16 protein-coding genes are annotated in these 26,090 nt (G+C 51.8%); 1 reads left to right on the forward strand and 15 read right to left on the reverse strand.

From position 1 onward, the window contains the following. Positions 1-47: 47 nt before the first annotated feature. From NXS13_RS03575 to NXS13_RS03630, 12 genes are all read right to left on the reverse strand, one after another. Positions 48-3,542 (reverse strand): DNA-directed RNA polymerase subunit beta, encoded by a 3,495-nt coding sequence (locus NXS13_RS03575; RefSeq protein ID WP_259158171.1) that lies wholly within the window; start codon positions 3,540-3,542, stop codon positions 48-50. Between the two features lie 276 nt (positions 3,543-3,818). Then, complete coding sequence (locus NXS13_RS03580) at positions 3,819-4,745, reverse strand: DUF3068 domain-containing protein (protein WP_259289375.1); 927 nt, start codon at positions 4,743-4,745, stop codon at positions 3,819-3,821. 110 nt (positions 4,746-4,855) lie between these two features. Then, positions 4,856-8,914 carry a SpaA isopeptide-forming pilin-related protein gene (locus NXS13_RS03585; RefSeq protein WP_259289376.1) on the reverse strand — a complete coding sequence of 1,353 codons (4,059 nt, stop codon included), beginning with the start codon at positions 8,912-8,914 and terminating at the stop codon, positions 4,856-4,858. Between the two features lie 3 nt (positions 8,915-8,917). After that, a complete protein-coding gene (locus tag NXS13_RS03590; RefSeq protein WP_259077515.1) occupies positions 8,918-10,228 on the reverse strand; it encodes a SpaH/EbpB family LPXTG-anchored major pilin in 1,311 nt (436 codons plus the stop codon). Between the two features lie 9 nt (positions 10,229-10,237). Further along, positions 10,238-11,158, reverse strand: coding sequence for a class C sortase (locus tag NXS13_RS03595; RefSeq protein ID WP_259289377.1), 921 nt, complete (start codon positions 11,156-11,158; stop codon positions 10,238-10,240). A 129-nt stretch (positions 11,159-11,287) separates the two neighbouring features. After that, complete coding sequence (locus NXS13_RS03600) at positions 11,288-12,796, reverse strand: SpaH/EbpB family LPXTG-anchored major pilin (RefSeq protein WP_259289378.1); 1,509 nt, start codon at positions 12,794-12,796, stop codon at positions 11,288-11,290. A gap of 426 nt (positions 12,797-13,222) precedes the next feature. Next, entirely contained in the window at positions 13,223-13,609 is a 387-nt protein-coding gene (rplL, locus tag NXS13_RS03605) for a 50S ribosomal protein L7/L12 (RefSeq protein ID WP_259157964.1), read from the reverse strand. 100 nt (positions 13,610-13,709) lie between these two features. Beyond that, complete coding sequence (gene rplJ, locus NXS13_RS03610) at positions 13,710-14,225, reverse strand: 50S ribosomal protein L10 (RefSeq protein ID WP_259077522.1); 516 nt, start codon at positions 14,223-14,225, stop codon at positions 13,710-13,712. 759 nt (positions 14,226-14,984) lie between these two features. Then, positions 14,985-17,513 (reverse strand): VWA domain-containing protein, encoded by a 2,529-nt coding sequence (locus NXS13_RS03615; protein ID WP_259289379.1) that lies wholly within the window; start codon positions 17,511-17,513, stop codon positions 14,985-14,987. Positions 17,514-17,638: 125 nt separating this feature from the next. After that, the gene (locus NXS13_RS03620) at positions 17,639-18,439 is read right to left on the reverse strand and encodes an LPXTG cell wall anchor domain-containing protein (protein ID WP_259289380.1); all 801 of its coding nucleotides are present in this window, start codon (positions 18,437-18,439) and stop codon (positions 17,639-17,641) included. After that, positions 18,439-19,365 (reverse strand): class C sortase, encoded by a 927-nt coding sequence (locus NXS13_RS03625; RefSeq protein ID WP_259289381.1) that lies wholly within the window; start codon positions 19,363-19,365, stop codon positions 18,439-18,441. Before NXS13_RS03625 ends, NXS13_RS03620 begins: the two co-directional genes overlap by 1 nt. A gap of 175 nt (positions 19,366-19,540) precedes the next feature. Continuing rightward, positions 19,541-21,091 (reverse strand): SpaH/EbpB family LPXTG-anchored major pilin, encoded by a 1,551-nt coding sequence (locus NXS13_RS03630; RefSeq protein ID WP_259077527.1) that lies wholly within the window; start codon positions 21,089-21,091, stop codon positions 19,541-19,543. A 994-nt stretch (positions 21,092-22,085) separates the two neighbouring features. Here NXS13_RS03630 and NXS13_RS03635 point away from each other — a divergent pair. Then, entirely contained in the window at positions 22,086-23,003 is a 918-nt protein-coding gene (locus NXS13_RS03635; protein ID WP_396124903.1) for a class C sortase, read from the forward strand. A 427-nt stretch (positions 23,004-23,430) separates the two neighbouring features. On the opposite strand, the gene rplA is transcribed toward NXS13_RS03635, so the two are convergent. The 3 genes from rplA to nusG all read right to left on the reverse strand — a co-directional run bounded on the left by rplA (position 23,431) and on the right by nusG (position 25,947). Next, entirely contained in the window at positions 23,431-24,135 is a 705-nt protein-coding gene (gene rplA, locus NXS13_RS03640; RefSeq protein ID WP_259077530.1) for a 50S ribosomal protein L1, read from the reverse strand. 172 nt (positions 24,136-24,307) lie between these two features. Further along, entirely contained in the window at positions 24,308-24,742 is a 435-nt protein-coding gene (gene rplK, locus NXS13_RS03645) for a 50S ribosomal protein L11 (RefSeq protein WP_259077532.1), read from the reverse strand. 398 nt (positions 24,743-25,140) lie between these two features. Next, entirely contained in the window at positions 25,141-25,947 is an 807-nt protein-coding gene (gene nusG, locus NXS13_RS03650; RefSeq protein ID WP_259077538.1) for a transcription termination/antitermination protein NusG, read from the reverse strand. Positions 25,948-26,090 lie beyond the last annotated feature (143 nt).

The following is a 26,090-nucleotide window of genomic DNA, read 5'->3' on the forward strand; positions in this document are numbered from 1 at the left end:
ATGCACACCTTTTTTGGTGCATCTTAGTGGTGGCAGACCTAGCATTCTTAGGCGCTATCGGCGTCGGAACGCTCATCGCGAGAGAGGTTAATGCCCATCGAGGCACCCGCCTGATCGAAGTCATCCTCATCGGAGCCGGACAGTTCCATCGGAGTGCCGTCGGCGGAGAGGACTTCAACGTTGAGGCAGAGTGACTGCAATTCCTTGAGCAGCACCTTGAAGGATTCGGGGATACCCGGATCTGGGATATTCTCGCCCTTCACAATGGCTTCGTAGACCTTCACACGACCCACCACGTCATCAGACTTGATGGTCAAGAGCTCTTGCAGGGTATAGGCGGCGCCATAGGCCTGCATCGCCCACACTTCCATCTCACCAAAGCGCTGGCCACCGAACTGAGCCTTACCGCCCAGTGGCTGCTGCGTAATCATGGAGTAAGGACCAGTAGAGCGAGCGTGGATCTTCTCGTCCACCAGGTGGTGGAGCTTGAGGATATACATATAGCCCACGGCCACGGGGTACGGGAATGGTTCACCAGAACGACCATCAAAGAGGGTGGCCTTGCCCTCGCCATTAACCATGACATCGCCGTCGCGGTTGGGGCGAGAATTGCGCAGCAGACCAGCGATTTCCTCATTGGTGGCACCGTCGAATACTGGTGTTGCCGTCAGCGTACCGGGCTCTACATCGTAGAGATCTTCCGGCAGGCTCTCCATAAGCTGGGCGTTTTCCAACACCTCCGGATCAATCGACCAACCAGCAGCAGCCAGCCAGCCGAGGTGAACTTCGAGCACCTGGCCAATATTCATACGACGCGGCACACCGTGGGTATTGAGGATAATATCCACTGGGGTTCCATCAGGGAGGAAAGGCATATCCTCCTGCGGCAGGATCTTACCCACCACGCCCTTATTGCCGTGGCGGCCGGCGAGCTTATCACCGTCTTGAATCTTGCGCTTTTGGGCAACATAAACGCGAATCATCTCGTTGACGCCTGGCGAGAGATCGTCATCATCCTCGCGGGAGAAGCGACGCACGCCGATAACCTTACCGGTCTCACCGTGTGGCACCTTCATGGAGGTATCACGAACCTCACGGGCCTTCTCGCCGAAGATGGCACGCAACAGGCGCTCTTCCGGAGTCAGCTCGGTCTCACCCTTCGGGGTGACCTTACCCACTAAGATATCGCCGTCGCGAACATCGGCACCGATGCGCACAATGCCGCGCTCGTCGAGATCCTTGAGCACGTCCTCGGAGACATTCGGGATCTCGCGGGTGATTTCCTCAGGCCCAAGCTTGGTATCGCGAGCATCGATCTCGTGCTCCTCGATATGGATAGAGGTAAGAATATCCTCCTCCACTAAGCGCTGGTTGAGAATAATAGCGTCCTCGTAGTTGTGGCCTTCCCATGGCATAAATGCCACCAGCAAGTTCCGACCCAAGGCCATCTCACCGTTATGGGTACCAGGACCATCAGCGAGAACCTGGCCCTTTTCTACACGGTCTCCGATATCAACGAGCGGCTTCTGGTTATAGGACGTTCCCTGGTTGGTGCGCTCGAATTTGCGCAGCAGGTAGGTCTCGCGCGTGCCATCATCTGACATCACGGTGATGAAGTCAGCGCTCATATTCTCCACATAGCCGGTGGCCTTATTGATCACCAGATCGCCGGCATCATAGGCGGCGCGCAGCTCCATACCGGTACCAACATACGGCGCCTCAGAGCGCACGAGTGGCACAGCCTGGCGCTGCATATTCGCGCCCATCAGAGCACGGTTAGCATCGTCGTGCTCAAGGAATGGAATCATGGCGGTAGCCACTGAGACCATCTGGCGTGGGGAGACGTCCATATAGTCAATATCCTTGCCGGATACCACCTGGATATCGCCCTTCTTCAGGCGAACCGTCACGCGCTCTTCGGTAATGACACCATTCTCGTCATATTCGGTATTAGCCTGAGCCACCACGTAGCGATCTTCTTCATCCGCAGTGAGATAATCCACGTGATCGGTGACAACTCCGTCAACGACCTTACGATATGGAGTCTCGATGAAGCCGAAGGCATTCACGCGGGCGTAGGAAGCCAAGGAGCCGATCAGACCAATATTCGGGCCTTCGGGGGTCTCGATGGGGCACATACGGCCATAGTGAGAGGCGTGGACGTCACGGACTTCAATGCCGGCGCGCTCACGCGAAAGACCACCTGGTCCCAGCGCCGAGAGACGGCGCTTGTGGGTGAGCCCTGAGAGAGAGTTATTCAGATCCATAAACTGCGAGAGCTGCGAGGTTCCGAAGAATTCGCGGATCGCGGCAGATACCGGGCGCACGTTAATCAGGGAGGTCGGGGTGATTGACTCCGCATCCTGGGTGGTCATGCGCTCACGAACCACGCGCTCCATGCGGGACAGACCCACACGCACCTGGTTTTGAATGAGCTCACCGACGGTACGCAGGCGACGGTTACCGAAATGGTCAATATCATCGGTTTCTACCGGGATGACCTCACCCGTGGGGCTGGTCATCGAGGTTTCACCGGCATGCAGGCGCACGAGGTACTCAATTGCGGTCGCGATATCCTGCTCGGTGAGGGTCATCAAACCCTCGTTGTCGCCGCCTAAGCCCAGCTTGCGGTTGACCTTATAGCGGCCCACCTTTGCGAGGTCATAGCGCTTGGCGCGGAAGAACGAATTATCAAGCAGCGACTGCGCGAGATCACGCGTAGGCTGCTCACCGGGGCGCTGCTTGCGGTAAATCTCCAGCAATGCCTCATCAGTATTGGAGACACCATCAGATTCCAGCGTGGACATCATCACTTCAGAGAAGCCAAAGCGCTCTTGGATCTGCTCGGTGGTCCAGCCTAGTGCCTTCAGAAGGACGGTGACGGGCTGACGACGCTTGCGATCAATACGCACACCGACCGTGTCGCGCTTATCCACATCGAATTCTAGCCATGCACCGCGAGAAGGGATCACCTTCACTGAGTGCAGCGAACGCTCGGTGGATTTATCGATGGTTTGATCGAAATAAACACCAGGGGAACGCACCAACTGTGAGACCACGACACGCTCAGTGCCGTTGACGATGAAGGTACCTTTTTCGGTCATCATCGGGAAGTCACAGATGAAGACGGTCTGGGATTTAATCTCGCCGGTTTCGTTGTTAATAAACTCGGCGGTGACATAGAGCGGCGCCGAGTAGTTAATATCTTTATCTTTGGATTCGTCAATAGTATTCTTCATCTCTTCAAAGCGTGGTGAAGAGAGGGAGAGAGACATATTGCCGGAATAATCTTGAATCGGGCTCAGCTCTGCGAGGATATCCTCCAGGCCAGAGGTCACTGGGACCCCTTCGCCTAATTCAGCTTGACGTCGTTCGCGCCAATCAGACGCGCCGATCAGCCAAGAGAACGATTCCAGTTGGATATCAAGAAGACCAGGGACTTCAATAGGTTCATTAATTTTCGCGAACGATTTACGTTCGGGAGCCCCTGGTATAGTTGAGTTGAGTGGGCGGGGGCTTGCCAAGATGGGTCCTTCCAGCACCTCACGCGGATGGCGGCCCCGCAATATTGGCCACCACAAACCGCTAGTATTTGAGCAATTTCGGTAATGCCATAAGAAACCTGCTGGTGCTAACACCGAAAGACCTCAACTATCCAGCTTTTTCAAAAAGCCGACCAGCTAAGGTCTGTAAAAAAGGAACAAGTGTCCTAGGGCAAAGGTCAAGTATAGAGCACCGAGGACACCATGTAAAGCCCATGAACAGAGTTTATGGGCAACAAAACCACACTGTAGAGAATTCCTAGCGCTAAAAGCAACTTAGCCGCGCCCGCGGCGGAAAGACCCAATACCACCGGCAATAATCGAGAGGGCACCGAGAGCTGCAAGAATATAGCTAAAAGTCCTCCAAAAATCGCGGCGGGAAATCTCCGACGCAGCCGCGCGAAGGTCCTCTCGATTCTGCTCAGTCATGCGCCCATTAAAATCAAGAAGAATCCCTGCTTGCTCACCATCTGCGTAGCGGTATATATCGGTGATCTGCTCCTCGAGATCAACCACAACCCCGCTCTCGCGATCAACATAGAATACCCGCTCGGCTGCGTGCTCGAGATAAGCCGGCTGACCATCAATCTCTAAGGTGGTGAGCAAACCAGAGCGCTCCGCATTGACCTTCTCCGGGTCAATGATCTGGCGGTAGGCCATCATGGTGCGCCCATCCTCCTCTACCTCAGACTCATAGACGGCAGGGTAGCTAGTAGCCAGAGTCTCATCAAAGACCATATAGCTTGTTTTCTCAGCTGCTGTAGGGAATTTCCACCACACACCGTCAGTATCGGTATCTCGAGGGATTCCCGCTAATTGATCAATCACACGGATAGGGCTCAGAATCTCACCCGTTATACGGTCGAAGGTATAGGTGGAGACTGCTGCGGTATGCAGGCCCTCTAGATCGTCCAGCCCAGTGCGCCGCACTGAGGTGGCGAGCCTAATGGTGGCCGTATCTTCGTCGCTGGGACGAATCAGACTTGCTTCTACCTGTTTTGTCACGGACGCTTTCTCGGTTGCTTCCAGGGTGAGATCAGAAATGGTTGCCTCAGGATCCACCAGGGTCCAGGTATAGCGGGTGGGATCAAGGGGCAGCCTGGCGTCAAAGCGTCCTAGTTGGGCTTGGAGTAATCCGCCGACAAGCAGCGCACAGCCTAAGCCGAGCAGCAGAACACTAAAGATTCGTGACTTTGGAAGCATGTGCACCATCCTATAACACCTTCGAATAATCCCTTGGGAGCGCTTATATGCGGTCATACAATAATGCTCCCCTACCAGTGGAAGGGGAGCATTATATTGAAATTCCTGGTCTAGTTTTTACGGCGATTAAACCACCAGGCGCCACCTAAAAGACCAGCGCCAGCGATAAGGAGCCAGAACACCCCGAAGCCACCCGAGCGCGGTAACTCACCGGTAGTAACGTCAGCTACCTTGATGATATTCGGTTCTGTAACTTCCGCGGCGGGGTTCACTCGCCCCTGAGGTTGACGCACCTTGAGCTGATTCCCGTCAAGGAAAACCTCGAGTTCAACCGGTTGCGCGAGAAGTTGGTAGCCCTGCGGAGCCTTGGTTTCGATCAGGATGTATTTACCCAGACCGATAATGTTCTCGGTCTGGCGCGTATTATCCCCCGCATTGGTCTGGGTGAAGTTGATCGCATCCCCCTGAATTTCCCATGAATCATTTGCCCGATAAACGCTAAACTGCCAATCCTTTTCCAACGGAATAATCGCTGTAGAGGTATCCACCTTTTGAAGCACTAGGCTGGTCAACGGATCCTCTGGAGCCGGAATATCGGCACAGGCATCGTCACGAGCAATCAACCGACTGCCGATTGACACCGTGGCCTCGTTGAAAAGTCCGTGGCCGCCACCGTTTTGGGGGTCACAGATTAAGGTAGTGCTTGCCTTATCCTGCAGCTGAGGCTTATCAAATTCTGCGATCACGAAAAAGGTTTTCGACGCATCAGAGTCCAGATCGAACACATCACTTGGCAGTTTGTGATTATCTGCCGGCCTCATCTGATATGGAGAAGCCGAGTCTTCTCTGATTCCGACGGAAATATTCCTAGCGCTAGGAGAGAAACGAGGTTGATCCACTAGTTTCAATTTCCCGATCTTCGTACTGTCGTTGGGATTAGTAACCTTAACGCGATACTCGATTTCGAGCTTGCCCGACGCATTCTCCCGTGGTCCTCGAAAAACCTCCTTCACCACCAGCGGAGGTAGAGGGAGATCAATGCAAGCTTCAGCTGTGAGATCCTCGGTTGTGCCGGCACCTTCCTTCGCTACAGTAACTTTATTGAAGCCGCCATTTCCACGTCCCCCCGCCGCGCATTTAAGGGAATTCGGAGATACCCCAGAGATGAGCTTCGGCTGGAATCGAAATTGGACAAGCACCCGGAACTCCAATGTCTCACCAGCTCGGACTTTTACCTTGCCCGGCACGTCACCGTGCTGCAGTACTAGCGGTCCGTTGACTGGACTTATCACCGTATTTTTGTTGGTGTCCAGATCGATCAGCACCACTTTAAAAACATCAACGTCTTCGCTAAAACCGAGGTAATCTACGACTGTAAGTTCACGATCAACGTAGATCTCCCGATCTGTGGATACAACTGGGCCATTAGTTTGATTTTCCTCAGCCTTATTATCCACCGTTACCGTGTAAGTGGCCTGGTAGAATGGTTCCCCATTCCCGTTCGGACGCCACGTAATTCTGTTGCCATAAACTTCCTTAGACACCCGCGGCGGAGCGATCTTGAGGTTGACAATGTCAATGCACGCTTCCGCCTCAGCCACCTCCGACTGGCCGTATTCGATACGGGCTTTGTTGTATGCACCATCTCCAGGTGTGGGTTTTGGTTGGCATGCCAATCTAGACGGATTTAGCGCTGCGGCGTCTAATTCGGTATAGACTTTGATCCGGAAAGTCTGAGTAGCTCCAGCTTCGATGACATGGGTGTTACCATTTTCGCCTGGGATCACATATCCTTTGCCATCTCCGGACTTTACTAGGGGTGTTTCGCCTCCAGACTTAACCTGAACCACTTTGATAATCTTCTCAGCCTTGGCGAAATCTGGGGTGTCGTAGAGCAGATATTCGCGGCTAATATTCCGCTTACCCGCTTCAGCTTTATCATTTCGCACCGTCAGGTCGTAGGTGAAAATGTCTACCCCATTCGACTCCGATGCGATTGGGTCTTTCGATACCTCTAACTCAGTTGGATCTGGTTGAGAGACATTCCCCCAATAGGGCACCAAAAATCCATTCCGCGCAAACTTTAAGTCATTCCTTAGCACACTTTCTCGCTCGTTAGTCCCATAGCTGATTTTCATTGGGGTGTTTGGGGGGATTTTCAACCCCAAACGAGTAACGTCTACTGCGCTACTTCCTCTGCCGCTATCAATAAAAAATTTAATACCCTCGGGTGACAGGAATTCAACCTTGGACTTCCCCCGTTGGGAAGTCGATACTCGAATGCCCATTTTATTTCGCGGATCATCAATATACTTACCGCGAGATTTAACTGGGTGAGGAGTTAGGATATAACTGCCGTGATAGTTATCGCTCAGGTCCGTGGTGACCACCCAGTCAGTCGTGTCTAAAATATCGAGGATTTGAAAATTCAAGGCTTTACGGGCGTCTCCCCTGACTATTCCTAAGTCGGGGGGGCCCATCCTTGCATATCGCAAGGGTTCGAAGACACCGAAATTTACTCCGTAAAGCACTCCGCCCTTTGTACCGCCAATCGTAAACTCCTGCGAACGGTAGGATAGGCGAGTGTTTCGATTGTAGGTCGCTGTTTGAACATTTTCCCGGCTATAGAAACGACCTTGCTCACCATAGTTCAGAACTTGGCACTCTCCCCCCCTTGAATTGCTTTGCCGCTCCTGCGAAAAATTTATAGTCGTGTGATCGGGTTTTCGATGGAAAGGAGAACACCACCCTGGGTTGTTTATTATCTTTCTAGATATGCCACCATCTGTCGTTACGTTATCGCTGCCCGTATTAGGGCCTGGGAAACTGGGATTATCGGAACGAGGTGCGACTTCTTTAACTGGGTACCGGTAATCCTCTACCTCCCCGTCTTCGTCCCTAGCACCGAGGAGCTCGGAAGGGAGGTGATCTCTCTCGATGAACTGCTGATATGCATCTCGGCCCGCCGAGACCCGGTCAAAACCGCCGGGTTTTGGTGCTGCAGCAGCTTCTGTATAGCCAGAATCTGTAGGCAAAATCTTCCAAGTTGAGCGCACTTTTGGCCCAAAATCCCGGTAAACAAATTCGAAATTTTTACCGCTCAATCGTCCATTTGTGGCTCTACGCTGGTCATCTACGAGCTGCACGATCACATGGTCTCTATCGGCAGCATTTAGATCAAAGCTGCGCTCGTACTGCATAGGGGTATAAATGTAGTGGTTTCGAGAATCAACTACGTTTCCGGTTGCTTCTTCATAGATATGAACTCTTATGCCTCCTATTTTGGGATCGCTAGGTTTTTCCTGGGCCCCCCTGTCTCGAGACTGGGCTTCCCAAAAGTCCGTTGGAACCCCTTGGAACTCAAAGAATACACGCGGAAAACTGGGGCGGATCCCCGAGTCGTCTACAATCCGCCCGGATACCCTGCGCTCGGTATACTTACGTCCTTCATATTCACCAGTTTTTAGATCAGTGACTGTGTACTCAATCTTGGGGCCAGCCGAGACTGATGATAGCTTGAGGGGCGAGTCGCCGAGTACGCTATCCAAGAATTCACTTGTCAGTAGCTTCCAATGGGCATCTTCTTCGACTCCCATCACCGTATACGTAATAGAGAACTTGTCGCCGCGCTGGATTTCAGTGGGCGTATCCGCATTGGTGGAATCTAGATAAAGACGAAGAACCTGCCCAAACTTTGCATCCTCTTGAGATTGTCCGAACGAATTTTCCAGTTCGTCGGAGGCAAGCTCGAAGATATCACCGCTTGCCTCCGTGTCGCCGAATGAAGCAGAGATAATTTCCTTTACTGGATCGTTATTTCCCAGTTTTTGAATCAGGAGAAAATCGGGGGAACTTTGCAGCTCCGGCACGTTTGTAATCACGCCTTCGAGCGTACGAACAACGAGTCCAGATTCTTCATCTGCTGAGATGGTTCGACTCGTGAAATCAGCGGATAAGTTGCCTTCGCTGTTCTCAGAATTCTCTGCGAGAGACTCTTGTTCGACAAGAGTCGGCTCCCCTTCGATTGAGGCGTCTGATAGCTGAGCAATCTCGGAAGTGCCAGCCATCTCCTCTGCCGATTGAGCAAAAGGAGCTACGGTCACAAGCAACCCAGTCGCTAGCATTGAGGCAAAAAGGGCCTTGCCGTAACGAGATAGAGAGTTTTTCATAAACTAGTTCCTTTTGTAACTACGACGAAGTACTGCAATGCCCACGAGCAAGAGCACCAGTCCAAAGATGGCTATGGGTAGGCTATTGGCCCCTGTGTAGGCTAGATTTCCCGGAATCTTGGGTATCCCCTTTTTGGGATCATTCGGCCTCGGGGGTTCGTCTGGCGACGGAGGATCTTTGGGAATTGGAGGATTACCTGGTGGGTCAATTGGAGGAATAGGAATAGGAATCGGCACTATTGGAATATTCGGATTACTACACGGAACCTTCACAGATGCCTCATCGGTTGCCACACCATAACGGCCAATCAGATCGAAATCCGGATAACCAGGAGGGGTGATATAGCCGCGGAAGGTGATGCGATTCTTGTTCTTAGAGGCATCGCGCGAGGTCTGGGCTTTGAAGCGCAAACTAAGATGTGCGTCTGGGTTACCCCGTCGAACTTCACTGACCTTGATCAAGCCGCTTTCGGTGAGCGTTACGCGCACGACGTTGTCTGAATCCACGTCGATGATATAGTCCCCACCGTCAAGGCGTACTGGATTCTTGTCATTATGGTAGGTGCCATAATATACATCTTCGCTATCGGGAATATACGTTTGCGATTGCTCGAGCGGTACGGAAATCTTGAATGTGGAAATTCGCCCGTCGCGTCCGGGGGCTGGCAATGTAGTCGACAGCCCGTATTCGAGATCGTCGCCTGGGTTCACACAGCTGAGGTTATTTGATAGCTGACCAGTAATTTTCTGGTCTTTGGCCTCCACTCTCACGCTATACTCCCAACCGCTGCGATCTTGATTGGTGGTAGGCACCGCCACCATAAAGGGAGAAACAACCGTAAAATTCCCGCGAGCTGCAGAATCCACATCCTCGGTGACGTAGTAAAGGCCCAGGTCGAGATTGTTAAACCGGGCTATGCCGTCTGCACCGGTGACTTCACTTACTTTAGGTGTCAGGCGAGAGAACTCTTTTCCCCTCTGGTAAAAGTCCGCTATCTTAAACGATTCTGCCAGGCGCCAGCCGTCGTTGGTGGTGAGATCAACGCCGTTGATCTTCTGCACTGAGAATTTGATCCCTTCCAGTGGATCCAATTTTTTAGGTGCGTTGGGATTCGACGGATCCCCGTATTGCATGACGGGGTCGCCCTCGCTTTTATGAATACTGAGGGAGGCTTTTTGCGAGGCGTCGATAAGCGAAGGCGATGGCCCGCCGTCTGCGGCAACTGCTAGCGGGGTGGTGACCGTCATACAAGCCACCGTGGCCAAGGCGGCAAAGAGTCGGCGGCCTTGGTGGCGTTTCGTTTTCTGTAGCATTCGTTATCCTTAGCCTTCTGCGCTTTCGCTCAGGCCGGTAGTGGTTTCCGCTTTTTTGCTGTCGCGGCGCGCTTTTACAAACTCCCGAATCATCAAAATCATGAAGATGAGTGCTACTGCTAGCGCAACATACATCCACCACTGCAATGGTTGACGAATCGTGTCAATCGTTTGAAATTCTTCTTCATCTACGGGCTCCATGGGCACCCGCTCCGCGTGAACGAGGAAGCGGTGGCTGTTGATGCCGTAGGGGGTACACGTAATAAGTGTTATGAGGTCTTGCCCTGGAACGGGGCGAAGGTTGTCCGTCTCCGTAGGCAAAACTATTTCGGTGTGGCGTACCTGATACTTCATTTTCTCACCGGAAACGTCGAGGTAAATAACATCGCCGACATTGACCTTGATCAGATTATCCCAGAGGGTAGCCACCGATAAACCCGTGTGACCTGTCAGAACCGTATGGTTACCCACTCCGCCCACTGGCAATCCACTGCCGAATAGGTGGCCTATCCCTTTGGATAGAACCGTCTCGGTGGTGCCGTGGTAGATCGGCAAATCAGATTTTATGGATGGGATATATATACGTCCCATCACAGAGGTCAGATTGAGCTGTTCGAGATACTCTTGGTATTCGACGTTATCTTGCGTTACTCGCTGTAACCAGGGGTCCAAAATAGGACCACCTTGCTTCTCAGCGTTCCATTCCCGGGCTCGCTCGATCTCCGCGGCAAGCTCTTGTTCGTCTATGGCACCTACCTGTGAGGTATATGCCTGGACTTGGTGGCTTTGCTGCGAATTTTCATAGATGGTCCCCACCACTGGGTACAGCAGGAGGATGAGACCAATCACGCTGAAGATTACCGAGACTGGGGAGACGCGCTTGCGCGGGGCAGGAGCGTGAGGGGCCCTATGGCGGGCAGTTACAGTCATAGGTGACGCCTTCGGTTTGTTTAAGTTATTTTATATAAGATCGTGAAAAGTGAAGGTAAGGGGCTAAGCGCTTGGGCTTAGCCCCTTTTAGCCTTCAGCTAGCAAATAGCAACGTTTAAGTCTTGAGACTTAGGCGTTACGACGATTGCTATAGGCGGAATAACCGCGTCCAACCAGCAAGAATGCACCACCGGCGAGCAGCAGGTACATGACACCAGCACCACCTGTTAGTGGCAGGTTGAAGCCGCCATTCTTCTTAGTGTCCACAACATCTTGGGATACAAGAGCGACCTCAGCATCGGCCCCCTGTTTGGTTAAGATTTGGAACCGGATCGGTTGGGCTGAAAGTTCATAACCCTCAGGTGCTTTGGTCTCTACCAAGCAATAAGCATCACGAGCATTCTCATCAACGGCTCGGCCGTTGCGGTAGTCATTAGCAAGGAGACCCTTAATCTCAACGTCATTCGTCGCTCTGATTCCTTGGCGAAGTGGCGTTGCGCTGTCATCGATATCGCCATCTTTGGTGCAGACGTACAGAGAGAATTCAGCACCGTCAAGGGGTTGATCATCAGCGTTCTTCTTCACAATGTCTACATTGCCGTAGAAGGACTTAGGATATTCAGAGTCTGGAGGTGTTACAGGAGGAACATTCGGATCCTCTGGGGTCGGAGGCTCTGGTTGGCCATCACGCATTTGAATAACCTTGAACTCGTTGATGATAGGAGCTACATTATCAAGATCGGTATTCTGCTTCACTGTGAAGGTTGGCGTGATAACCAGTTGAGCGGTCTTGTTATTATTCAGGTCATTAAGGCCGGCTTCTGTGAAGGTTATGACCAGGTAGGACTTGTTATCAACACCAGCAACCTCACCCTTGGTTACCTCATACTTGCTACCATCCAGTTGGGCACCAGCAAGCTTAACTGTCAGAGGATTATCACTGGCGTATTCCAGGCGATCAGTGGGGTAGAAGTCAGATACCACGTACTTGGTGTAGTTTTCGCCAGCCGACAGTTGCGAGGTGATCTCGTAGGTCAACTTCTCACCGTTGATCTTGGCTGCCTCATCCTGCACGGTCTTAGAAGCATCGTCCCGCTTGGTATTCTTGGGGTAAACGTGAACTGTCTCCAACCATTCATTGCGGTTAGTTGGATTGGTTGTTGGGAGAGCAACATAGAACGGCTTTTGAGAGATCTGGTGCCCCGCTGGAGCCTCGGTCTCCGTTACTCGGTAGAGACCGATTGGAAGATTCTCCCATTTAGCAACGCCTTTTCCATCGGTTGTCTGCTCAGTTTTGTTAGGGAGAGTCTCAAAGTCAATATCTTGCAGATCTTCGTCGCCCTTGGAAACTTTCTCGGCTTTCTTCCAACCATCATTTGTTGTCAGGTCGATCGAGTCTTTTTTGACCTTTTCAATCTTGAACCTCGCACCCTCTAGGGCTTCGCCCAGATTTGCGGTGTCGATCTCGGTGCCGTTACCCGCTTTACCTGGAGTGTTATTGGAATACTTGTGAATGACCAGGCTGAGGCCATCCTTGGGCGGAATAGGGTAACCCGACTGTGCTACAGCTGTCACGGGCAGGCCGGTCATCAGGCCTGCAGCCAAAGAAATCGCCAAGGCGTTCTTAAGCATTTTCATATAGATATCTTTCTACGAGAGGAGCTCCGACTCCTAAAAGTCCTAAAATTCCAGATAGAAACGAGCTCCCGTGCGGTTGAAATTATAGAGCCAAACCGCTCTCGATAACGATGGGATAAGTCTCGGCGGTTGGCGTCTGCGGGGAATGTTAATACAATCGGGCGCGCCATGTAAAGCTCGCTTTAACTGTCTCCAACCAGAGAAAAACAGTGAAAGTCATTAACTATTAGGAAATACGAATACACTGCTAGAAGGGCTTTTATTCACGAAAATCTACCCTGTCATTTATGGTATATAAACAGGTATTATAAGTACCGGCAATAAAGATTCTCGGCTCTACTTATGATCGCTAAATGTTAACAAAACGAAAAATCCCCACCCAAGTGAAATGTCTCACCTGTGTGGGGAATAAGTAAAGCTGGAAGATTACTTAAGGGTAACCTTTGCGCCAGCCTCTTCGAGCTTAGCCTTAGCAGCCTCAGCGTCGTCCTTGGAAGCGCCCTCGAGGATAGCCTTAGGAGCACCCTCAACGAGTTCCTTAGCTTCCTTCAGGCCCAGGCCGGAGACGAGCTCGCGAACAGCCTTGATAACGCCGATCTTCTTAGCGCCAGCATCCTCGAGAACAACGTCAAATTCGTCCTTCTCTTCTTCAGCAGCAGCGCCAGGAGCAGCAGCGCCAGCAGCAGCAACTGCAACAGGAGCAGCAGCGGTTACCTCGAAGACCTCTTCGAATTCTTTAACGAACTCAGAGAGTTCGATAAGGGTCATCTCTTTGAAAGCCTCGATGAGCTCGTCCTTGGTGAGCTTAGCCATGGTGGTATTCCTTTCGGTGTGGGTGGGACATCCAATAAACCGATATCCCTAAAAAGTGTTTATTTATTTCAAGAAGCAGCGCTTTTACACGCTATGCCTCTTAAGCGTCCTTCTTCTCCTGGAGTGCAGCCGCGAGGCGTGCAACCTGGGAAGCGGGAGCGTTGAATAGGCCTGCAGCCTTTGCCAAGTTGCCCTTCATGGCACCAGCCAGCTTTGCGAGAGTGGTCTCGCGGTTATCCAGCTCAGCGATGGCATCAACCTGAGCGGAGCTCAGGGCGTTGCCGTCCATGTAGCCACCCTTAACAACGAATGCCTTGTTGTCAGAAGCGAACTTCTTCATCACCTTGGCAGCGTCAACAGCTTCGCCCTTAATGAAGGCAATAGCGGTTGGGCCGGTGAAAAGGTCATCGAGGCCCTCAATGCCAGCTTCTTGAGCTGCCAGCTTGAGGAGGGTGTTCTTGGCGACGTTGTACTGGACATCAGCACCGAGAGCTTTACGCAATTCGGTGGTCTGAGCAACACTCAGGCCACGGTACTCCGTAAGCACAAATGCGTCGTGCTCTGCGAAGCTCTGCTTGAGAGCTTTCAGGGCAGCATCATTCTTCGGGTTAGCCATTACTACGCCTCCTTTCCTCTTTATTGATTCAAAGGTTTATCCGCCGGAGCTTTTTCTTTAGAACAAGACAAAAGCCCCGTACAAGAGCACAGGGCGCAACACTTAATTCCCACAAATGGGAAAGAAATGAGCTCTAAAGTGACTCCTGCGTGGGCCGATCTCAAGCGATAAAGCTTTTCGATACTTTCAAGCGCGAACGCTGACCGACGGTCTACGGTGAAACTTGAGCGACAAGCGAGGTTATACTCACCTGCTTTCAAACTTCATCTGGCACTATACCGTACGACCGGGTAGATACCAAACTACCGGTGCGATTTGCATATGTCTTGTACACCTCCAGATCCATACGAAGCAAACAGATAGCAGCCCCCGATTACCCACCGCCGTCGCTGCGCTGACACTGGAAACTCACGGCCGGTGGCTAGGATCGAATACTAGCCAGCTTGACCGAAGTGCTCGGGCAGAAGCGATTGCAGACCCCCGTCCTGTAGCCCACTATAAAAAGATTGCACGCAATATATAAAAAGCGCTTATTTGACCACCCGTGGTTTATCTCGACTGACTGGCCGGATTCTATTGCAGGAATTCTAACGGCGGCGGTCAGTGCAACTAGTTTGATATGGATTGTACGCAACCGTATAAAACCCTTCAACAGACCCCCGGAGTATCTCTGGGTGAGGAGAACCGGGAGGATTTATAGCAAAAGAAAGAGCATATGAAGAGGGGTATTCTTCATATGCTCTGCCAATTATCTGTGCGTTAAGCGCGTCGCTTCGCTAAGAATATTCCACCGAGAATCAGTAGTAGGGATGTGAGGAGCCACGACCACAGGCCCTGTCCACCAGTTTCTGGCAAGGTTCCTGACTGAACATTCATCACTACCAATTTCAGAGTATTATTTTGATCCACCGTCACCACAGTGCCGTCTTTCGCCTCGTCGAGAAGACGGACCTTCTTCGTTTGATCATTAGGATCTTTGTAAACTTCAAAACCGACAGACTCCGGGAAGAGACTATATCCAGACGGTGAGACCGTCTCGATCAGGTAGTACTGACCGAGTTTTAACTCAAAGGAGTAGCGGCCAGATCCAGCAGGATCCTCCGTAATAGTCTCCAGCCCAGCAACGGGGCTATTTCCTGCACTATCGGTTGCGACCATAAATACAGCACCCGCAAGACCTTGCATCTGAGCATCCTGCTTTTCGATCTCCACGATCGCAGGAGACGGTGTCCGTTTATTCTGATACACACACCGAATATGCTCGCCGTTTTCAATACCACGAATCCGCAATCCAAATTCACCGTCATCTGAATATCGCGATGCAGGTAATTCTTGTAGCTGCGGATCATTGCTGTCGTAGCATAAGGCATTTCTCACCTGGGCAGCCGAATCAGACTGTTTGACCAGCTCCCATTCACTTTGCTGCACCTCCGCCACACTGACTTCCGCACGGCTTGTAGTGTCCTCTAGGCCGATACGGTAGAAAACTAAACCGTCTGCGTCGGTCTTTTGGGCACGCGGAGAGTTCAACTGCACACCCGGACCCGTTGCGTCACCCACAATGTCCCAGCCAACACCAGCTTCTGGGTTCTGACCATTTTCATCCAGAATGTGCTTTTCCACGGTCACACTGGCACTACAGGAGACGATCGATCGGAGCGTATCTGGGATCTCATCATAATCGCTGAGCAAAAAATAATCGGACCTATCTGCGTTATTCGCCGTATCGCTGTATCGAGTGAAGCCTGATATCGACTGCAGGTTGTACTCAGAGTCACCATCTAAACCCGTGGTTCCTCTTCCCACACCGATGCCGATTATCTTGGTACCCTGTTCTTTGAGGCGGTTCGCAGAAGCAATTGCGGCTTCCACGCGAATGAAATCGGTCATGGATCCACCCTGATTATTTTCCTCCGAATATTGCGGGAGCCTATTCGTCGTGGGGTTTCCGTCTGTCACGAAGAGAACTGCATCATAAATCGGGCCGCCTGTACGGCCCTCTTGAGCCTTGGATACTTCCATCAAGCCAGCATCCCAGTTCGTACCCTCGTTACTATCGGTGTACTTGCCCCATTCACGGATCTGATCTTTAATTTTTTGCGTTTGACTTGGGTCGTTGAGATCGTAGAGTTCCGGCAGGTTGTCAATATCGGGCCTACCAAACAGCCTATACGGTGGTTTAGCCGGTGAATCAGAACCTAGCGAAAAGATGGAAACGTTACCTCCGGATCCTTCCATGGTATTGACGAGTTTTATCATCGCTCGGGATAGGTCATCAGTTTTCCCAGCTCTCTTAACGGAACCAGAGAGGTCGCCAACGATGGCGAAATTCAGGCCGCACTTTTTCCCTAAGCGTGGGTTCTCCTTGGGGATAATGAAACTTCCGCTCGATGAGCGATGACTGTCCGTTATGCTATAATTCCTCACCCAATTCGACTCATAAGCGCGCATGAATGTTTCTGATTTGTCAGAACCATCACCAGCTTCTATCACCACTCCGGCTTTCAGCTTAGGCGTGAGCTGCGCATAGCTCTGCAGGCGGGAGAGACGATCACCACTATCGGAAGGGCCCGTGCGGACCTTGTCAATGAGGTTATAACCTATGGGCACGGCCACTGGTTTAATCCACACTCTTTCGTTTGTGGGGATCCTTCCCCTTTCTCTGCCCACCGGGATCCTAATATCGCAGAAGCCAGTGAAGTCCGTCGTACAGCTAGCCCAATCTTCATTTACTCTACGCAGGGGTTCTCCGTAGCTTAGCGCCTTCGTCATAGAGGAAACCTGAGATCGTGGGTTACCGCGGTAAACCTGCAAAGTAACGCCAGCTAGTGGACTAAAATACTTCGAGAAACGGCTGGCTCCTGCATTAGATGCTGTTTGGCCGTCCCATAATCGGTCGGAACCGGCACGTACTCTAACGATGGCTACTTCACTATCTGGGAGGACTCTTCCCGCAACGGTCCTCGCGCCTTCTAACTGCGTATCGTCATCAGAAGAGGGTACTTGCTCATCGCTATCTTCGTTAATATCAACATCTTCGGGCTCTACGAACTCACCCTCTTCAGGCGGAGTCTCACCTTCGTCGGTGATTTCTTCAGTCGTTGTAAGTTCGGGCGCGTTGGAGTCGCTGGTCGGGGTTGGTTCGCTCGTAGACACCACAACCTCATCAAGCACTGCCTCACCCCCCACACTCTCGGTGACCTGTTGACCTAAAACCGGGCTGGTCACCCCTATCAAACTACCCGCAGCAACCAACACCGCTACCTTAACCGCTAAACCATTCTTCATTCTGTATCCCTTTTAATATGAACGGATCACGATAACCATCCGCTCGTGCCATGAATTGAGTTTTATAACCACACCAAGGCACTAACAGGTAGAGCATTCCAAGCCCACCTCGTGCCCACGACGTTTTATTGTTGTGAATTTCTTCTCCGATTCACCGCGAGCACCCAAAAGCCCGCAAGAATCAACAGACCAGCCAACCCAACAAGACCAATGACCCCAGCACCCGTCATCGGCAGAGACTTCATACCCTTCACCGGTGGCGCCGGAGGTGTCGTGGTACTAGGGGGAGGCGGTGTATTCGTTACAGGTGGTGGAGGAGTAATTGTTACAGGAGGTGACGGTGGAGGTGTTGGCGTCGGAGTCGGTGGTACTTCAAATTTCGCTGCAAGAGCGAGGTTATAACTCCACTCCCCTTGCTTATCAATAATGGGAATAACGATGACATCTTCTTGTGTCTTGCGGCCATCACCAGCAGGAGGCGTAGCTTTAAAAAGATATACGCCAGGTTTCAAACCACTAAATACCACTGTCCCCTGAGCATTTGTGACCTCGCTATAACTATCACCTTGACCAAGCCTCTTAGCCTGAGTAACACTCAACCGAGCGGCTTTGGTATACCCCTGAGTCGTATTAATCGGATCAGTATCGAGTTTGGTGAGCGTAACCGTATACCCCGCAGACCCCTCCCCAGACAGACCCGAATTAGACGGAATCCTTATTTCAACGGTGATATCACGATCAAGGTCAATGGTATCTGCAGCAGGAGCAGGATTAGCGAAACCAGTCACCGCTGCATGAGCCTGCGGCGAACTCACCCACCCAGGTTCACCGAAACCTATAGTTGCTGCGACAGATAACGCACACGCCGTAGCAAGGGGTACGCCTATCCGCACAATACGTGCAGGTTTAATAAGATACTCGTCCATTACAGTTCGCCTTCATAGTCAATATTGTTGTTGTGATTTAGTTGTTGGAATTTCAAGCGACGTTTTTCATGAATCAACCACCACACAAGGATGAGTAGTCCGAAGATGAAGATCGCGCTGAGCGCATACACCCACCATTGGCGTGCGCCCGATTGGGGGGAGTTCAACAGGGTTCGATCTTCCTCAAGGAGGGGCATTCGTTGTCCGCGTACGAGCAGACGGTGGGTGTTGATCCCGTAGGGCGTACAGGTCACTAGGGTGACCATGTCCTTGTTATCCTCGGCTCTTAAAGATTCGACTTCGTTCGGTAGCACCGTTCGGACCTGGTCAACTTGATATTTGAGCTGATGCCCAGCCACCTGAATGAAGAAGGAATCGCCTTCTTTAACGTTTTTCAAATTGTCAAACAGTGTGGCATTTGGGAGTCCGGTATGTCCGGTCAAGATCGAATGTGATCCCGCTCCACCAACTGGGAGATCCGACCCGAATAGATGGCCTATACCCTGCAACAGGGTATCTTTTTGGGTTCCGTGGTAAATCGGGAGGTCTGATCGAATACTGGGAATGGTCAGGCGTGCCATTACGTCTACTGAGTGAAGCTGCTCAAGATAATCCTCATATGCTGGGTTATTTGAGATGAATCTTTCGATCCATGGGTCTAGGATGGGGCCGATTGCACGCTCCTCGTTGTAGCGGTGAGCGTCTTCCCATTCGCGGTCTATAACTGGTGCTGGGATATCTTTGTGTATTTCTGCATACTGAGCAGCTGCGCGACTTTGTTGCCAGTTATTCCATTCTGTGGAAACAACTGGGTAAATGATGATAAGCAGCCCCGAGAGCACGAGGAGTGCTGGCAGTAGGATATGCCTAAAACCTGAAAGGAAACCGTAGGAATTACTACGATCTGGAAGCGAAAGCTGAGTCAATGTGGTTCCCCATATGGTGCAGACCCACCGATATAAATGGTGTGGATACGCTGCTATTTTTCTGAATGAGACAATTGCTGGTGCACCGGGTGAGAAGGGAGCTCGGTGGTGGCGAGCTCCCTTCTCACCTTCAGTGCGTGTGGTTGACGCCTATGGCCTCAACCTTTGACCTGTTTTAGGCCTTGGGTGAGGTGCGTCGAGCTAACCAAGCACCAGCTGCGATAATCGCAGCACCAAAGGCAGCTAAGATACCTACGCCGAAACCACCGGTCATCGGTAGTTCTGGGGTCGTATCTTTTAAGTTCTCAATCTTGCCGCCGTTGATTGGAACCAGATCGCCTTGGATTGACTGAGCCTTGGTCAGTGTGAACTCAATAGGCTCAGCGAGCAGTTCAAAATCAGCTGGGGACTTTGTCTCAACCAAGCAATACGACTCATATTTATTGGGTTGTCCCGAGTTATCTGTCCAATCGTTGACGTGTAGACCGTTGAAAGTCACCACACCATTGCTGTCCGAGGTTGCAATAGCGTCCGCCTTATTGATCTGTGCGATATCGAGCAGGTCAGCATCCAGCGCGCTCTTCGAGCACTCTTGACCGTTCTTAACACCATAGACTCGGAATTCTGCGCCAGCGAGCTTGTTGTCTGTGTTGCCAGCTTCAACCTTTTCGAAAGTGATACCCGCGTAGTAGGTCTTCACCTTATCGGTTGTCTGAGGCTCTTTATCCTGATTCGTCCCTGGCTTATTTTCGATAACATCCGCGGTGTTTTCAACAACTCCGTTTGTATCGTCTTTGACCGTCGCAGGAATCGTTGCCACAACTTCTTGATTATTCGCTAGCTTGTCTAGGCCAGCAGGTGTGAAGGTAATAGTCACGAGATTTCCGGTTACCGTCACGGTGTAATCAGTACCAGCGGTAAAACCTGCAACCAAGACTGCATCCGCAGCGGGTGGGGTTAATTTCGCATCGAGCTCATCGGTGATGACAAATTTGGTTCGATCCTGCTTGGCACCCACTGCTTGAGCATAGGCTTTGATTGTATAAACAATCGTATCGCCTGCATTCATTCCGGAGTCGACGACTTCCTTAATGGGTTTCTTCGACGAGTAGTTCTTAGGGTATGCAATAGGATTGTAGTTCCAGCTGGTTCCACCTTGACCGGCATTATCCTGTGTCATTGGAATGAATGCGATAAAAGGTTGAGCCTTGCGGAAGGTAACTCCAGCCAGCGTTGGAGTGGTGGTTTCCACCACGAGGTAAGCGCCGAGTTCCAGATTCTCGAACAGAGCCTGACCGGCAACGCCGGCTGCGCCAGTAATGACCTCATCGCCAACCTTGTCTACCTTGCTAAGATCGGCTTCCTCACCGCTGAGGTAATCTGCGACGTTTAGGCCTGCAGCGTTTTTAAGCCCCTCATTGGTTGTGAGGTCAACACCTTTGATCTTGTAGATTGTAAAGCCCGCACCATCGAGGGCTTCGCCCTTGACTTGATCATCAGCGTTACCCGTTGGGGTTCCAAGCGATTCTGGATCTTTTTTCTTGTGCAGGGTCAGTGAGCCGGTTTGAGTGGGGTCAATGAGGGCTGCGCTCGCAGAGGTCGAGGCTCCAGAATTTGAGCCGCCAGTATTGGATTGGGCTAGGGCACCCGGAGCTGATATACCGAGCGAGAGGCCGACGATGGCCGCGAAAGTTACGGAGCGGGCCGTACGGGAATATTTGTGCATGTGAACTGTCCTTAGATCAGTGGATTGAGTGCAAATGTGATCACCCAACGAGAGGAACTTGTGTCTGCCCCTCCTCCCCAACGTCAAACCTGATCTGCATAGTGAGATCGATATGAGCTGCGGTGGAAGGGCAAGGCCGTGGGTAGCATATTAACTACACTCAGGTAGCATATTGGCTACACGTAGCGTAATGTGCTACTTTGTGATGAGAATCACTTATATTTCGGGGGTGTTAACCCGCCTCCTCACCAGCCAAATCCCCTGACAGCATGAGGTTTTAGGATTTCACCACACCGCCCCCCCCTAACCTGGCCGCTATGGCAGCCCCCCATTGAGGAGAGTGCACACAAACAGGCCAAGACTGTCCACCTTCCCCTGCTATGTATATGCCTCCAGGGCACACCCCCGCCCCTGATCTCAGAGAGTCCAGCAACGTATGCACATATTTCCAACCACCACTGTTCTCAGACGCACAGGGAATAGCTAGAGCACTAGCCTTGTTCATACGAGCTAGATACCAACGCACTCAACGCGTCACTGGTTACCACGACGGTCTTGATGTACCCGTAATTGGCCGCGCACATCGATGTGAACCGAGTACAGATGGCCTTACCGCATCGACGCCAAAGCTCACCTGATATCGGCTCCCCCTCAAGTCGCCGAAGAGTATGGCATATAAATCCAATGAACCCTACGACGAGTACAGCCAGGTCACAGCACGTCAGGAGATGCGTGCAGCCATGAGTGATTGCCGGAACCCACCCCTTGTAGATTTGCACCATATCAGAGCAATCCACCTGATTTTTCACCATCGCGCACCTTGTCACTGCACGCCGGTATCTTTTTAGCTCTCGGCGCAGCTCATTGTCCTTTTTAAAACTCCACCACCTGACCGCAGATCTACTACCCCACGAGCGGGCATTTAGTGGACAGAGAAAAATATCTAGTGTGAAGCCCTATATTTTTGTCCCTTTATTGGGTAAATTCTTCATATATGGCTCAAATAGCTGCGCACAATGATCCGAAGGCCCGCTCACGTAATGCTTCACCACCAAAAAGAAGCAATGTCAAAATGTTTCTCGCGGTTATATTAATTCTTATCGGAGTAGGCGTTCTGGTTTACCCCGTCGTGGCTACTCAGTGGAATAACTGGCAGCAGCAGCAAGCAGCTGATGAATATGCCAAGTTGGAAAAGGCGGCCCCTCCTGAGGTGCTCGATACCGCATGGGAGGATGCACTCCGCTACAACCTGGAGCGCACAGGCAATTCTGGCTTCACAGACGCGTGGCGGGCTATAGCGGACGAAACCTCCCCGGCATACCAGCAATATCTGCAGTATCTATCGCAATTGTCGGATACTGATGCCATGGGCCAGATCATGATTCCGTCGATCAAGTCAAAATTACCCATCTATCACGGCACTGGACCACATGCCCTTGACCGCGGTGTTGGGCACCTATTTGGAACAGATCTACCGATCGGGGGCGACAATCGCCACTCCGTATTATCCGCACACACTGGGATTCAAACCGCGACCTTGTGGGATAACTTAATCAACGTCAAAAAGGGTGAGGTCTTCTATATCGCGGTATCCGGCCACAAACTGAAATATCAAGTAGATATGATCAAAATTGTAGAGCCTGATCATTTGGATGATCTCGGCCGCGAAAACGGTCGTGATTTTGTCACTCTTGTTACGTGTACACCCTACGGAATTAATAGTCACCGCCTGCTAGTTCGGGGACACCGGGTACCCATGGATAAGGACGAGTCTAAAGTATTCGAAGCCTCTCAAATAGTGTGGCAGTGGTGGATGTGGGCCCTCATAGCTGCCGCAATCATTATCATACTGACACTCTTAGCGTGGCTTATGAAAGGCACTCGACGTGCGGGCAGGCACACCGCACTATGAGCTGATTTTTTGCTCAGGCTTCTCAGTACTAGCAATAGCCCAGCCTGAACCAGTGCAACCAGAGGTGGCTGATCGCAGTAGCGCATCTATCCCTAGGTCCACTCACATCTATGCAAAGCCACATACTCGAGGTACTCCTGAGGGCGGGGACCAGAACCCGCATAGCGGCCTTTTGTCGGTAGCATCGACTCGCCCACACTGCGCTCGATGGTCGTAGCAAGCTCAACGAAATGAACAAAACTCCCGGGCAGATAACGCTCAACGTTCTCTTAATACATCGGAGTAACCGGGGGCAATGTTGACTAGAGATCACAAGGGCGCCCCCCACTCCACATACAACCCCCTTATGGTCTTAATGGATTCACCATTAAAGCCCTCTCCCCGATCAGGGAGAGGGCTTTAAAACCGAGCTATAGAACTTTAGTTCTTAGCCGAGGTAATTCTTCTGAATGGAGGGATCCACTGGAACACCAGGGCCAGAGGTAGAGGACACGGTGACCCTCTTGATATAAATGCCCTTAGCAGAGGAAGGCTTCAAGCGGTTGATCTCATCAATCAAAGCGCCGTAGTTCTCGGCGAGCTTCTCTGCATCGAAGGAGGCCTTGCCCAAGATAGCATGAAGGTTTGCAGCCTTGTCCACGCGGAAAGAAATCTTGCCGCCCTTAACCTCCGAGATGGCCTTGGCTACGTCGGTGGTCACGGTGCCGGTCTTAGGGTTTGGCATCAAACCACGAGGGCCGAGTACGCGAGCCACGCGTCCGACCTTAGCCATTTGATCGGGGGTTGCGATGGCAACGTCGAAATCGGTCCAGCCGTCGGTGATCTTCTGGATCAGCTCGTCGGTGCCCACGAAATCAGCGCCGGCAGCCTCTGCCTCGGTAGCCTTTTCGCCTGCGGCGAAGACGGCGACGCGCACGGTCTTACCAGTGCCGTGTGGCAAGGAAACAGTACCGCGAACAAGCTGATCAGCCTTGCGGGGATCAACTCCCAGACGGATAGCCACGTCAACGGTAGCGTCGAAGTTCTTTGACGAGGTCTCTTTAACAACCTCGAGGGCCTTCAGTGGCTCGTACAGACGATCTTTGACGATCTTTTCCGCGGCGGCCTTATAAGCTTTGGATGACTTGCTCATGATAGATCCTTCTCTCGATAGATATGAGGATGGTGTGGTGAGTGGGCCGAAGCGAGCCCTTCCACTGTATATACAAATATTTATCACCTCAGCCCTTAGAGGAGGACTCCAGGTGAAGGGTGGTAAGAAAACTTCTAGGGCTTATTCCTACCACCTTTAAAGAGGGAAAGTATTACTTAACCTCGATGCCCATGGAGCGGGCGGTGCCGGCGATAATCTTGGCTGCAGCCTCGATATCGTTGGCGTTGAGGTCTTCCATCTTGGTCTGGGCGATCTCGCGCACCTGATCCATGGTGACGGAAGCGACCTTATCGGTGTGAGGAACACCGGAGCCCTTCTTCACACCCGCAGCCTTGAGCAGCAATTTGGCTGCTGGTGGGGTCTTGAGCTTGAAGTCGAAGGAACGGTCTTCGTAGACGGTGATCTCCACAGGAACAACGTTGCCGCGTTGAGATTCAGTGGCAGCGTTATAAGCCTTACAGAACTCCATGATGTTGACGCCGTGAGCACCAAGTGCTGGGCCAACTGGAGGAGCTGGGTTAGCAGCGCCAGCCTCGATCTGTAGCTTGATCAGGCCGGTGACCTTTTTCTTTTTCTTTGGAGCCATCTTTACTACCTACTTCCTATGTTAACGCTAAGCACCCCTGGTCTTTGAGGAATCCACAGGACCAACGTGTGGGGGATGTATTACCCAAGATGGTGATGGTAATACCCACTTGCGCCCGGATGCCCCGCGAAGAATTGCCTTTGACGGATTATTCAACGCTCAAAGCCACCGGTTAAAATTTATGGTGTATGCGCATCAAAAGACACGCGGGATACCACTCTACAGGTCAGTGAAATATTTATCAAAGCCCAGCACATATATGCTTTGGCCCCACCATAGAGGCGGGGCCAAAGCGTTGATCTTTTCCCTAGATCACTATACGTTCGTGGCGGTGCGGGGTTGACCAAGTTAACCAAGTTGACCAAGTTAACGGAGTTAACTGAGTGAGCCAGAGCGAGTTAGCTAATCTTTTCCACCTGGTCCACATTGACTTCCACTGGGGTTTCGCGGCCAAAGATGGAAACGAGAACCTGCAGCTTTGCATTATCTGCATCGATGGAAGAAATAGTGGCAGATACACCCGCGAGCGCACCGGTGAGGATGGTGACAGCCTCGCCTTCTTCAAAGTCCACGGTCACCGCTGGCTTGGAGGTGTCTAGTGGCATCTCCACCACCATCTCTCCCTCGGCCTCAGCTTCGGCGGCGGTCGCAGCATGAGCAGACTCCTGTGGCATGAGGAATTTAGCAACATCGCGGTGCTTGACCGGAGTGGCATTGCCCTCATTGCCCACGAAGGAAGTCACACCCGGGGTTTCGCGCACCACGGACCAGGCACGATCGTTGATATCCATGCGCACGAGAACGTAGCCTGGTAGCAATTTCCGCTTAACTACCTTGCGCTTACCATCTTTGATCTCCACCGCTTGTTCCACCGGAACCACAATCTCGTAGATCGAATCTTCTACCTCGAGGGTCTGAGAGCGCATATCAAGGTTGGTTTTCACCTTGTTTTCGTAGCCAGAGTAGCACTGGATGATATACCAACGGCCGGGTTGCTTTTTCAGTTCGCGGGTAAAAGCACGCAGACGAGCCTTATAATCGCCCTCTTCATGACCGGGGACGTCCGCGCCTTCTGATACGGGGGTTTCACTTAATTCGTCGAGGGACTGCGAGGCAGGCTCTACCAGTTCCGGGGTGGTCTCGGGCAGTTCAACCTCTGCTTCGGCAAATACATCGCCGAAGGTATCTGGAGTTTCATCGCTCATGGTCATCTTCTCGCTTTCAATTGGGCTTTTATATGAGTTGCTATAAAGAGTAATCGTGGGAGCCTACGCCGCAGCTTGATTATCGTGGCGGCGTGTCCCACGTCCCCAGTATGGGGCGGTGTGGGACGGTATGGGAAAAATTA

Source organism: Corynebacterium sp. ES2730-CONJ (assembly GCF_024834055.1).
Classification (GTDB): Bacteria; Actinomycetota; Actinomycetes; order Mycobacteriales; family Mycobacteriaceae; genus Corynebacterium.